This is a genomic window from Companilactobacillus metriopterae, from assembly GCF_004117915.1.
In the GTDB taxonomy this organism is placed as follows: domain Bacteria; phylum Bacillota; class Bacilli; order Lactobacillales; family Lactobacillaceae; genus Companilactobacillus; species Companilactobacillus metriopterae.
Window position 1 is genome coordinate 62,876 of the sequence record NZ_RSTD01000002.1, and the last position, 13,321, is coordinate 76,196.

Sequence of the window (13,321 nt, forward strand, 5' to 3'; positions counted from 1 at the left end):
AAAAAGATAGATACTATTTTATAGTATCTATCTTTGTAAACAGTTTTATGAATTACGTGAGGCAAACGCCTGATACAACAATACTCCTGTTGCTACTGAGGCATTCAAACTTTGAACATGTCCTACCATTGGAATACTCAAGGTCTGATCTACCTGTTTCAAAACAAGTGGAGAGATACCCTTACCCTCGTTACCAATGATCAGAGCAATGCCACCCTTCGCATTCCATTGACGGTAATTATCGCCTTCCATGGCTGTACCAAAAATCCAAATATTTTTCTTTTTCAAATCATTTATTGTGTTGACTAGATTAGTCACTCTGACAACCGGAACATGCTCAATAGCTCCTGTTGAGGTTTTTGCTACGACAGATGTTAAACCTGAAGAGCGATGTTTAGGAATGATTACCCCATGGACACCAACCGCATCAGCTGTACGCAAGATTGATCCTAAATTATGAGGATCTTCTATCTTATCTAGTATCAAAATAAATGGATCTTCTTTTTTGGATTCAGCTATTTTGAATATATCGTCTAATTCTGCATATTCATACGCCGCAACATAGGCAGCAATCCCTTGATGAATACCATTATCAGTAATCATGTCCAACTTGTTTTTAGGAACTTCTTGGACAATTAATTTACTTCTTTTGGCAAGTGCCTTAACTTCATTGATATTGTCACTAGAGAGATCCTTTTGAACCAATACTTTGTTTACACGTTGACTTGCTGTAGCTGCTTTTAATAACTCTACAACTGCATGATGTCCGAATATTAATTCTGTTTCATTGGTCTCGTTATTGTTCATCTGTTTCCCCTCCTTCAACTTTTTTTATACACCAGTTTGTTAATTCTTTAATACGATCTTTTTGTTCAGTAACATCCAAATACCCATAGACAGCTTCAAAACCCGTAGACATATGATAAGTTACTACACTTGTGTTTTTTGCTTTTGTATATTTTTTAGAATTGCGACCATTTTTATAAACACGCTCTTCTTCCTCGGTTAAAATACCTTCTTCTAACATCAAGTTTATTAATGATGCTTGAGCTTTAGCCGAAACAAAATGAGTAGCTTTCCTCTGCAAATCATTTACTTTTACAAAATTTTGACTAATTAGATACTCTCTAATTAAAACTTCGTAAACCGCGTCACCAAGGTATGCAAGAGTTACGCCATTTAACTGTTTAACATTAACCATCTATTCTCCACCGAGTTCCTTGTGGTGTATCTTCAAGAATTACACCCATATCCTTTAGTTTGTCTCGTAATAAATCACTTGTTGCAAAATCTTTATTTGCACGAGCTTCATCTCTTTGATCTACCATTGTCTGAATATCATCTGACAACGATTCTTCAGAATTTAACTTGATTCCAAAAATATTCATCATTTCTTGCATTAAATTCATTAAGTTTTCAATATCTGTTTTAGAAACTTCTGAGCCATCAAGATAATTATTTGAAATGGATACTAAGTCAAATATTGCTGTCAGAGCATTTTGAACATTAAAATCATCATTCATGGATTCCACGAATTTTGTTTTTACATCAAATAATTGTTGATCCAATTTTGCGGCAATGTCTTGAGATTTATCTAATCTAAACTTCAAATTACTGTATGAAGTCTTGATTTTATCCAAGTTATCACTTGCTTTTTCCAAGTTTGTTTTGGAATATTCCACTGGACGGCGATAATGTGTAGATGATAAGAAGAATCTCAAAACTTGTGGATCCATCTCCTGAACAAGATCATGAACAGTTACAAAGTTTCCTAATGACTTGCTCATTTTTTCGTTATTTTCAACCGTCACAAAACCATTGTGTAGCCAATAATTAACAAATTTTTGTCCTGTTAATGCCTCACTTTGAGCAATTTCATTCTCATGATGTGGAAACTCTAAATCTTGTCCGCCACCATGAATATCAAATGTTTTGCCTAGATATTTAGTAGACATTACTGAACATTCAATATGCCAACCTGGTCTACCATTTCCCCATGGAGATTCCCAACTGACTTCTCCATCTTTGGCACTTTTCCAAAGAGCAAAATCGATAGGATCTTCCTTCTTAGAAAATTCATCAGAAGAAATATGATCACTGGCACCTTGTTCTAATTCATCAATATTTTGATCAGAAAGCTGACCATAATTACTAAATTTTCTAGCACGATAAAAAACATCCCCATCAGAAACGTAGGCGTATTCTTTTTCAATCAATCCTTCAATGAAAGAAATAATATCTCCAATGTGCTCTGTCGCGCGTGGATTCATAGTGGCATGATCAACATTTATTGCGTCAATATCTTCATAAAATGCCTTGATGTATTTATCAGATAATTCTTGTGTAGTTATACCTTCAGAATTAGCAGCATTAATAATTTTGTCATCAACATCTGTAAAATTAGATACAAAGTTTACATCATAACCGATATATTCTAGATATTTTCTGATTGTATCAAAAGAAACTATCGAACGAGCATTTCCAATATGAATATAATTGTAAACTGTTGGTCCACAGACATACATACTGATTTTATTTTCTTCAATACTATGAAATTCTTCTTTTTCACGAGTTAGCGTATTATACATTTTTAGCATATCTTTTACCTATAAAAAAAGGTTTGAGGCAATTACCTCGAACCTTTTTCCTATTTCATTTGTTCAAGAGTCTTTTTAATATTCTTGAGTACTTGTTCTTTTCCAAATAATTCAATAGTTTCTCCAATAGCTGGACCATGCATTGTACGTGTAGCAGCTATTCTGGCAGGCATAAATAATTTACGTCCCTTAACACCAACATCTTCTTTAACAGAATTGATAGCTTTCATGATTTGAGTAGCAGTGAATCGATCTAACTCTTCTAACTTCTTAGCTAAATCTTCAATCACAGCTTTAGCATCATCATTTTGTAATTCAGCTTGTTCATCCTCTGTTAATTGTTCTGGTTGTTCAAAGAAGATATCGGAAAGTTCAACAATCTCTTGTGTGTAAGACATTTGAGGCATGTATAGCTCAACCATATGTCTAATCCATTGAATTGTTTCATTTGAAGGATTCTTTTCAACACGTCCAGCTTCAATAAGGTTTATTAAAACTAAATCAGTAATTTCACTTACGTCAGCAGTTTTAACGTATTGATTATTTACCCATTCTAATTTCTTTTGATCGAATTTAGCAGGTGATTTACTCAAACGTTTTTCATCAAATATCTTAATGAATTGTTTCTTATTGAAAATTTCTTCCTCACCAACTGGTGACCAACCTAGCAATGTAATGAAGTTGAACATTGCTTCTGGTAAGTAGCCTAATGAGCGATATTGTTCAATAAATTGAAGTATTGATTCATCACGTTTACTTAATTTTTTACCTGTTTCTGTGTTGATGATAAGTGTCATGTGTCCAAACTGAGGAGCTTCCCAACCAAGAGCTTCATAAATCATCAATTGTTTTGGTGTATTGGCTACATGATCATCACCACGAAGCACGTGACTGATTTCCATCAAATGATCATCAATTACTACTGCAAAATTATATGTTGGCATGCCGTCACGTTTTTGGATAACCCAATCTCCTCCGATAGTATCACCATCGATTGAAACCTCACCTTTTACGATGTCATCCCATACGTATGTCTTGCCTTCTGGTATGTGAATTCTTACTACAGGTTTGATGCCTGCTTCCTTAGCAGCTGCAATTTTAGCAGCTTTTTCATCTTCAGACATTCCTGCAAATTCATATTCATAATGTGGCATTTCTCCGCGAGATTCTTGATCTTCACGCATTTGAGCTAATTCTTCTTCAGATAGATATGATTCGTATGCTAGACCCTTGTCTAACAACTCTTGAATATATTTCTGGTAGATATCTTTTCTTTCTGATTGACGGTAGGGGCCAAAGTCACCACCCTTATCTGGACCTTCATCCCAATCAACGCCAAGCCACTTTAGATTATCTAGTTGACTCTCTTCTCCACCCTCAACATTACGCTTTGTATCTGTATCTTCGATACGAATAACAAATGTTCCTTTTAGGTGTCTTGCAAACAAGTAGTTAAAAATAGCAGTTCTAGCATTTCCAATATGTAAATGTCCTGTAGGACTTGGAGCATATCTTACTCGAACTTTATTATCTGAATTTGATGCCATTATATTTACCCCTTAATATCTTAAATTACAAACAATTACTGTAAATTATACTATTAATCATTAAATTTTATAGGATTAACCGAAAATTTTATTCATCGCATCTGATATTGTATCAACACCTATAACTTGAATACTATTTTCTGCAGTCCATTTGCCAATATTATTTTTTGGTACAAATATTCTCTTAAAGCCCAATTTTTCAGCTTCTTGAACTCGTTGTTGGATACGATCTACTCGGCGAATCTCTCCAGTTAAACCAACTTCACCAACAAAACAATCGTCTGGTTTAATTCCTTGATTCTTGTAGCTGGAAGCAATAGACATAGCCAATGCCAAGTCAATTGCTGGTTCGTCCAATCTCACACCACCGGTTGATTTTAGATATGCATCTTGATTTTGAAGCATCAAGTTTCCACGTTTTTCCAGAACTGCCATAATAACTGATACTCGATTATGATCTAATCCTGTTGCAGTTCGTTTAGCATTTCCAAAAATAGTTGGAGCAATCAAGGATTGAACTTCAACTAAAATAGGTCTAGTACCTTCCATAGAAACAACAACCGCTGAACCATTAGAATCTTTCAATCGTTCTTCTAAGAATATCTCTGAAGGATTAGATACTTCCTCTAAACCTTCATTTTGCATTTCAAAAATACCTATTTCATTTGTTGAACCAAAACGATTTTTGACTGATCTAAGTATTCTGTAACTATGGTGTGTGTCACCTTCAAAATACAAAACAGTATCAACCATATGCTCTAATACTTTAGGACCAGCGATAGCTCCACCTTTGGTAACGTGACCTACAACAAAAACTGTAATATTTTGTTGTTTAGCAATATTCATCAATTCTGCGGTAACTTCACGAATTTGTGACACTGATCCAACAGCTGATGATATTTCTGGTTCGTCCATAGTTTGAACTGAATCAATGATTAGATAATTGGGCTTGATTTCTTCTATTGTATTTCTAATGTAACTCATGTCAGTTTGAGGATAGATGTATAATTCATCGCCCTCGATACCTAATCTTGTAGCACGCATCTTAATTTGTGATGCACTTTCTTCACCAGATACGTATAATACTTTGCCGCCAGTCTTTTGGAGCTGTCCAGATACCTGCATAAGTAGTGTTGATTTTCCAATACCTGGATCTCCACCGATCAATACCAATGAACCTTGAACCACTCCACCACCTAGAACACGATTAAGCTCAGAGAGCTGTGTCTGTACTCTTGGTTCTTCTTCAAAACTGACATCATGTAGCTTGACAGCTTTTACTGATGTGTCACTTGTTCTTCTACTAGGAGTAGCACTAGAATCTACCGGTCTTTCGACCTCTTCAATCATTTGATTCCAAGCTCCACAATTAGGACATCTTCCCAAATACTTTGGAGAAACATATCCACAATTTTGACAAACAAATTTATTTTTTGCTTTTGCCATTCATTGATCCTTTCTAATTTAAACCGGATGAACCAAAACCACCAGTTCTATCGTCTCCATCATTTAAATCGTTATCTGTTTTTAAATACTTAATAAAAATACCTTGAGCAATACGTTCACCCTTTTTGATTGTTACATCTTTGGGGAAAAAGTTAATCAATTGTACAAAAATTTCACCTTCGTTGGATTCATTATTATAATAATCTGAATCAATCACACCAATACCATTTGGCAAGGATAGTCCTCTTTTCAACGGGTTACTTGAACGACAAGCTAGAATCAAAACTTCGTCTTCTTGCATATAAGATTTTAGTCCCGTGGGTACTAATACTGGTTTGATCGATTTTGCCAAATTATCTTCTTGAATTTCCTTTTTGTTTAAAAGAAGTTTGATGACGTTGAACACACCATTTTTCCAAATAGAAGGAACTACCGTATCTTTAGCACACTCAATATCATAACCAGCAGCATTCTTTGTTTGACGCTTTGGTAAATTTATATTCTGATCTTGAAACTTAGTTACAACTTCAAATCCACGTGTCTTAGACAAAGTACTCACCTCTATATTCATAATATTAAAATAATAGCATATTTAAACAGTTATAAAACTATTACATCCCCTGACTTTATTCTTATAATATTGTAATATATTGATATAAATAAAATATGGAGGTATTTCATGGAATTAAAACAAGATGAACTACGATACTTCTTTGAAGATGATGGTGAATTAATTGGTGAAATTGACTTTACATATGTCAATGATCATACAATTTCTATCAATCATACCGTTGTAGATCCAGCTTATCGTGGACAAGGATTAGCTATGCAATTATTGGATAAAGTTATTCAATTTTCTCGTGAAAATGATTTAAAAATCATTCCTATCTGTCCATTTGCTAAGAGAAAAATAAAAGAAGATCCAGAACTTCATGATGTTTTAACACCTGAATATCTTGAAAATTTGGAGAAGGAGAATTAATTATGAATCAAGATGAACTAAAGAAAGCAGTTGGTATTAAGTCAGTTGATTTCATCGAAAGTGACTCAATCGTCGGACTAGGTACTGGTTCTACTGTTTATTTCATGATTGAAGAACTAGGCCGACGTTATCAAAATGGAGAGATCAAAAATATCGTTGGTGTCTCTACTTCTTCCAGATCTTCAAAACAGGCAAAAGAACTAGGTATTCCTATGAAAGACTTGAACGATGTTGATCACATCGACGTAACTATCGACGGCGCTGATCAAATTGACAAAAACTTTCAAGGTATCAAAGGTGGCGGTGCCGCTCACTTACTAGAAAAAATGGTTGCTACTAACTCAACAAAAAACATCTGGATTGTTGATAAGTCAAAGATGGCAGATGAACTTGGTAGCTTCCCTCTTCCATTGGAAGTTATCCCATTTGGCTTTGAAAAAACTTTCCAAGATCTTGATAAAGAAAAACTAAAACCAAAATTTAGATTAGATGATGATGGCAACAAAGTTTTAACTCACAATAAAAACTACATCATAGATTTATATGTCGGTTCAATTCCACACCCTCATCTATTGGCTGATTGGTTGGATAAACAAGTCGGTATCGTTGCACACGGTCTATTCCTAGACATTGTTAATACTGTAGTAGTTGGTGAAGATGAAGGTCCTAAAGTAATAAATAATATTAGATAAGGAGTCTACTATGACAAAAGAAATAACAAATCAAGAATTAGCTCAATTTGAACAAAATTTTAAAGATACACCTGCATCAAGTGCAATCAAAAATGCTATTGCTACAAATGGTTTGTATAACGCTAGTAGAACAATGAATTCTCAAGTGGAAATGGATCAAACATTTTCAGTAGAAATTGAGACTGGTAAAGTTGCTGATCAAAAACAATCTGGTCTATGCTGGGTCTTTGCAGCACTGAATACAATGAGACACCCACTCCAAGATAAATTCAAAATAAAAGGTTTTGAATTATCACAAGGATATATGATGTTCTGGGATAAATTAGAAAAATCTAACTACTTCCTAGAAAATGCTATCAATACAGCCGCCCTACCTACTGGAGATCGTAAAGTAGACTTCCTAATGGCTACACCTCAACAAGATGGCGGCCAATGGGATATGATCATGGCACTTGTACAAAAATATGGTGTTGTTCCTAAGAGCGTGATGCCTGACACATTCAGTCGTACACAATCTGCACAATTAAACAAAGTTCTTAACGCAAAATTACGTAAAGATGCTATAGTACTTCGTGATTTAGTTGATCAAAACAAATCAGATGACGATATTCAACGTATTAAAAATGAAATGCTTAGTGAAATTTACAAGATTCTTGTTTATTCAGTTGGTGTTCCACCTACAAAATTTGATTGGTCATATCGTGACGATGATAAAAATTTCCACAAAGAAACTCAAATTACACCAAAAGAATTCTTTGATAAATATATCGGCTGGGATTTAGAAAACTATATCTCAACAATCAATGCTCCTACAAAAGACAAACCCTACAATGAAGTTTATACAGTTGAAATGTTAGGAAATGTTGTTGGCGGTCGCGAAGTTCGCCACTTGAACCTTGAAATTGAAGACTTCAAATCACTTGCAGTTAAACAATTACAAGCCGGCGAAGGTGTATGGTTTGGTAGTGATGTTGGACAAAGCTCAAACTCTAAACTAGGTATCATGGATACAAAACTTTATGATCTATCTGGTTTACTAGCTACTGATCTAACATTAACTAAGGCAGAAAGATTAGATTACATCGACAGTATGATGACACATGCTATGGTTATCACAGGTGTTGATCTAGATGACAATGGCAAACCTCTAAAATGGAAAGTTGAAAATTCATGGGGTGAAAAAGTTGGTTCTAAAGGATACTTTGTAATGAGTGATGAATGGTTTGACGAATTCGTTTATCAATTAGTTATCAGTAAAAAATACCTAACTGATACTCAAAAAGAAATCTTTGAAAATGGAGCAAAAAATCCTAAAGTTTTAGCTCCTTGGGATCCAATGGGTGCTTTAGCCTAATAAATATAAAAGCATTTCACTTAGTGGAATGCTTTTTTAGTAGACAATATCAAAGGAGTTCATTATGAAAATAAATCAATTTGCAACCATTCCCACTAATTTTGATCAGCAAGTAAAAGAACTAATCAATATCAGATTTATCGATGAAAATAGTTTGTCAGATAATCCTATCCAGTTATTCAGAAGACTTTTGCAAAAAACTTTTATAAATATGACTGGCGAATCTGATCTGAATGAAAAATTGTCAACATATCAAGCAAATCTAGAATCTGATTTAAAAACCTATCTAGATGAAAATTCAGAATTAGATATCAACGTTTTTTATAATGTTTCGTTGCAGTTATTAGAATTTAATCCTGATGTTGATTTTACATTTAGCAAACCACTGGAGGCTATGAAGACTATTCAACTAAAAATTGTAGATCACCAATCACAATATTTATCTACAAATGAATTAATCAGTGCTTGGTACTGGTTGCTAACTACTCACAATAAGTTTGGACAAATGTTTATTGATAAACTTGCTAGTCAGGGTTACTTTGTTCCGTTTTATAATCTGGACAACTATTTATATTTCAATGGAAAATCTATGCCAGTCTTCGATCCTAACGAAGCAATTCGTGAAATCGTTTATGTGGAATCAAACCAAGACAGTGATCTAGACGGAAAATTAGATTTATTAAAAGTGGAAATTATTCGTCCTAAAACTAGTCAAAAAGTCCCTACCCTATATACAGCTAGCCCATATAATCAGGGAACTAACGACGAAACTGGTGATAAATTGATGCACAACGTTAATATTCCGTTGGCTCACAAAGAACCAACAGAAACCAGCTACGAAGATATTGAATATAAAGTGACAGATGCAAAATTACCAGCTCCTCGTAAAATAAATGGTCAGACTGATATAGCTACTCAAACATTTTCACGTGAAAGTTCTTATACTATGAATGATTATTTCTTAGCACGTGGATTTGCCGTTGCTTACTCTGCCGGAATTGGAACTAAGGATTCTGACGGTTTCAGAACAACAGGAGATAAAGAGGAAACTATATCAACAATTGCTACTATTGAATGGTTAGCGGGTAACCGTGTAGCTTTTACCAATCGAACAGACAATATAGCAATAGAAGCTAATTGGTCAAATCACAAAGTAGCAATGACGGGTAGATCTTATTTGGGTACCTTAGCAACTGCTGCAGCTACTACAGGTGTTGAGGGTCTAGAAACTATCATCTCTGAGGCAGCTATCTCTAGTTGGTATGATTACTATCGTGAAAATGGTCTAGTGATTGCTCCCGGAGGTTTCCCTGGTGAAGATGCTGATGTTTTAGCAGAAGAAACTTTTAGTCGCAGACTACAACCTGGTGACTTCCTTAAAATAAAAAATAATTGGGAAAATCAATTACAAAGTATCACCGATGGACAAGATCGTTTGACTGGAAACTACAATGAATTTTGGGATGCCCGTAACTATCGTAAAGATCTTAAAAATATTAAAGCTGATGTCTTCATGGTGCATGGATTAAATGACTGGAATGTTAAGCCAACACAAGTTGAAAAATTATATCAAGGTTTGAATCAATTAGGAATAAAATCAAAACTTATCCTCCACCAAGGTGAACATATCTACATCAACAACTTTCAATCATTTGATTACACAGATATCATTAACCTTTGGTTGAGCAACAAGCTACTAGAACAACAAAATAATGCTCAAGAAGTTTTACCTCCAGTGATTATTCAAGATAACGTAAAACCTGAAACTTGGAACAAATTTGATAGCTGGGCATCAGATAAAAATGAAATCAAAAATTTCTATTTACAACCTGACAAATTATCAAGTGAAAAAAGTTCAGAAGTTCTAAGTTTTAATGATCAGTTGCCATCTGAAAAATTTGATTTTTATACAAAAAATATAGCAACATGGCAAAATGATTTGATAAATTCAGGCAGCAATTACAATAACCGTCTAGTATTTAAAACAGATCCACTAAAAGAAGATTTGGTTATCGATGGCAACGTTAATATTTCACTTGAAGTATCTTCTAGTGAGAATGTAGGTCTTATTAGTGCACAACTGATGGACTATGGCGAAGCACGCAGGTTAAACATTACTCCGTCATTAATAGCAAAGAATAGGTTATCTGGAGCTTACAATTGGCGTGAGGACGATTTACGTGAATTTACTCTAGGAAAAACCGCAAAATACAAGATGATTACTAAAGGTCACATTAATTTACAAAATCGTAAAAACTCTTTCAAAAATGATGAGCTTAACGCTGGTAAAAGATATCAAATCTCGTTACAATTGCAGCCTACTATGTATAGAATTCCTAAAGGACGACAATTAGGACTTGTTATTTATGCCACAGATTTTGGAATGACTGTTCGTGGAAATCAAGACATTACCTACAGTATCAGTCTAAATAATTCGTCAATATCTATTCCTATTCACAAGTAAATTTTCAAAAAAATAATATATTATCATTAACATTTAATTCACTGGTTACAACGTCATGTATCAAGTGTTATAATCGCAATTGAATTGTTAAAATTGGAGAATTGAAATTAATGGAAACTAATGATTTAAATTTAATTAAAAAGAGTGCTCATTCTCGTATGAGTATAGCGGGATTTTTGATTGCTTTAGGTATTGTTTATGGGGACATTGGTACTTCTCCATTATATGTAATGCATTCACTAATGCTTGGTAATGGTGGCCTTGCCCACATGTCAGACGAGTTTATTTTGGGTAGTGTGTCTTTGATTTTTTGGACAATGACTTTAGTAACTACAGTCAAATACGTTCTTATTGCCCTTCGTGCAGATAACCACGGTGAAGGTGGAATTTTTGCCTTATATACCTTAGTTAGAAAGCGTGCCAGATGGCTAATCATTCCTGCGATGATTGGTGGAGCTACTTTCTTAGCTGATGGTATGATGACACCTGCTGTTACAGTTACCGCAGCTATCGAAGGTCTTAAGGGTATCGCTATCAACAATAAGATCTTTATTCACAATCAAACACAAGTTATCATACTTACTTTGATTATTTTGTCAGTACTATTCTTTATTCAAAAGTTTGGTACTCAATTTATTGGTAAAGCTTTCGGACCTATTATGCTAGTTTGGTTCGGATTCCTTGGTATTGTTGGTATTTATAACATGATGGGTGACTTATCAATTTTGAAGGCATTTAATCCTTATTATGCATTCAAATTATTGGTTGGACCTTACAATATTCGTGGAATATTTATTTTAGGTAGTGTCTTCCTTGCTACAACAGGTGCCGAAGCTCTTTACTCAGACATGGGACATGTTGGTCGACCAAATATCTATACAAGTTGGCCTTTCGTCAAGATTTGTCTATTACTTAGTTATCTTGGACAAGCTGTTTGGTTGATAAAAGCAAATGACAATATAGATTTGATTAACATGGGACCAGCAATGAACCCATTCTATCAATCAATACCAGAACCATTTAGATTGTTTGGAATTATCTTGTCAGCTCTTGCAGCTATTATTGCTTCTCAAGCTTTGATATCAGGTTCATTTACACTTGTATCCGAAGCAACTAGACTAAAGATTTTCCCAAGACTAAAAACTTATTACCCTACTAACTTCAAGGGACAACTATACATCCCTACAGTTAACTCAATTATTTGGATAGTTTGTTTGTTCTTAGTTGTTTACTTCCAGAATTCAGAAAGAATGGCTAACGTTTACGGTCTAGAAATTACTATCACAATGTTAATGACTACGATTCTTCTACAACAGTGGTTGTTAGAAAAGATGAAATCTAGATTGCTACCAAATATTATTGTTTCATTCTTCTTCGTTCTAGAAATAATTTTCTTCATTACAAACAGTGTTAAATTCATCCATGGTGCCTATATCACAATGTTCATCGCTGCTGTACTTATTGCAGTTATGTTCATTTGGAGATTCGGTGATCATATTATGGATGACAATACTTATCGAAGTCACTTCGTTTCGCTACTTGCCTTCAAGAAGCAACTTAATGATTTGAGACATGATGAAAGTTATCCATTGTATGCTTCTAACTTGATATATCTAACAAAAATTAAAGATGGTTACAGAATCAAAAAAGATATAATGTACTCTATTCTTGATAAGCGACCTAAGAAAGCTGGAGTATATTGGTTTGTTACAGTTAACGTTACTGATGAACCTTATACAGCAGCCTATAGTGTTGAAACATTTGGAACAGACTACATGGTCAGTGTTCAATTATATCTAGGATTTAGAGTTGATCAAAAGATCAATGTTTACTTAAGACAGATTGTTAATGACATGATGGCAAATGGTGAAATCAAACCACAGCCACAACAGTACACAACAATCCCAGATCGCAAAGTTGGAGACTTCTCATTCGTTCTAATAAAAGAAGTTCTTTCTCCAGATACAAAGATCAATGCTATCAGTAAGAACATTATTCTTGCTAGATTGAAACTTCAAAAATTCATTACACCAGCTAACTGGTTTGGATTATCATACAGTGATGTGGTTGAAGAGCGTGTTCCATTGATACTAGGTAAAGTATCAAGACACAGATTGCGTCTAGTACGTAAAGACGCAGCTGCTGCTCGTGATATTCAAATTGATCAACAATTAGATGATGACGATGAAGATATTTAATTAAAGCTCATTCAGTTATATTGCTGAATGAGCTTTTTTAT

The 13,321-nt window shown here is 34.2% G+C and carries 11 protein-coding genes; 5 read left to right on the top strand and 6 right to left on the bottom strand.

The window, feature by feature from the left end:
• Positions 1-45 precede the first annotated feature (45 nt).
• The 6 genes from rlmB to EKN01_RS05430 all read right to left on the bottom strand — a co-directional run bounded on the left by rlmB (position 46) and on the right by EKN01_RS05430 (position 6,140).
• Positions 46-807 carry a 23S rRNA (guanosine(2251)-2'-O)-methyltransferase RlmB gene (gene rlmB, locus EKN01_RS05405; RefSeq protein ID WP_129045319.1) on the bottom strand — a complete coding sequence of 254 codons (762 nt, stop codon included), beginning with the start codon at positions 805-807 and terminating at the stop codon, positions 46-48.
• Complete coding sequence (locus EKN01_RS05410; protein WP_099975152.1) at positions 797-1,201, bottom strand: Mini-ribonuclease 3; 405 nt, start codon at positions 1,199-1,201, stop codon at positions 797-799. Before EKN01_RS05410 ends, rlmB begins: the two co-directional genes overlap by 11 nt.
• Positions 1,194-2,597, bottom strand: coding sequence for a cysteine--tRNA ligase (cysS, locus tag EKN01_RS05415; RefSeq protein WP_129045320.1), 1,404 nt, complete (start codon positions 2,595-2,597; stop codon positions 1,194-1,196). The genes EKN01_RS05410 and cysS overlap by 8 nt, the downstream gene beginning before the upstream one ends.
• A 50-nt stretch (positions 2,598-2,647) precedes the next feature.
• The gene (gene gltX, locus EKN01_RS05420; protein ID WP_129045321.1) at positions 2,648-4,144 is read right to left on the bottom strand and encodes a glutamate--tRNA ligase; all 1,497 of its coding nucleotides are present in this window, start codon (positions 4,142-4,144) and stop codon (positions 2,648-2,650) included.
• Between the two features lie 75 nt (positions 4,145-4,219).
• Entirely contained in the window at positions 4,220-5,590 is a 1,371-nt protein-coding gene (radA, locus tag EKN01_RS05425) for a DNA repair protein RadA (protein ID WP_129045322.1), read from the bottom strand.
• A gap of 13 nt (positions 5,591-5,603) precedes the next feature.
• Complete coding sequence (locus EKN01_RS05430) at positions 5,604-6,140, bottom strand: dCTP deaminase/dUTPase family protein (RefSeq protein WP_241685259.1); 537 nt, start codon at positions 6,138-6,140, stop codon at positions 5,604-5,606.
• A gap of 129 nt (positions 6,141-6,269) precedes the next feature.
• On the opposite strand from EKN01_RS05430, the gene EKN01_RS05435 reads away from it, so the two are divergent.
• The 5 genes from EKN01_RS05435 to EKN01_RS05455 all read left to right on the top strand — a co-directional run bounded on the left by EKN01_RS05435 (position 6,270) and on the right by EKN01_RS05455 (position 13,280).
• Positions 6,270-6,572 carry a GNAT family N-acetyltransferase gene (locus EKN01_RS05435; RefSeq protein WP_099975157.1) on the top strand — a complete coding sequence of 101 codons (303 nt, stop codon included), beginning with the start codon at positions 6,270-6,272 and terminating at the stop codon, positions 6,570-6,572.
• Positions 6,573-6,574: 2 nt separating this feature from the next.
• Positions 6,575-7,264, top strand: coding sequence for a ribose-5-phosphate isomerase RpiA (gene rpiA, locus EKN01_RS05440; RefSeq protein ID WP_129045323.1), 690 nt, complete (start codon positions 6,575-6,577; stop codon positions 7,262-7,264).
• A 10-nt stretch (positions 7,265-7,274) separates the two neighbouring features.
• On the top strand, positions 7,275-8,618 hold the full coding sequence (locus EKN01_RS05445) for a C1 family peptidase (protein WP_129045324.1): 1,344 nt from the start codon (positions 7,275-7,277) through the stop codon (positions 8,616-8,618).
• A 64-nt stretch (positions 8,619-8,682) separates the two neighbouring features.
• On the top strand, positions 8,683-11,082 hold the full coding sequence (locus tag EKN01_RS05450) for a Xaa-Pro dipeptidyl-peptidase (RefSeq protein WP_129045325.1): 2,400 nt from the start codon (positions 8,683-8,685) through the stop codon (positions 11,080-11,082).
• Between the two features lie 110 nt (positions 11,083-11,192).
• Positions 11,193-13,280 carry a KUP/HAK/KT family potassium transporter gene (locus EKN01_RS05455; protein ID WP_129045326.1) on the top strand — a complete coding sequence of 696 codons (2,088 nt, stop codon included), beginning with the start codon at positions 11,193-11,195 and terminating at the stop codon, positions 13,278-13,280.
• Positions 13,281-13,321: the final 41 nt, after the last annotated feature.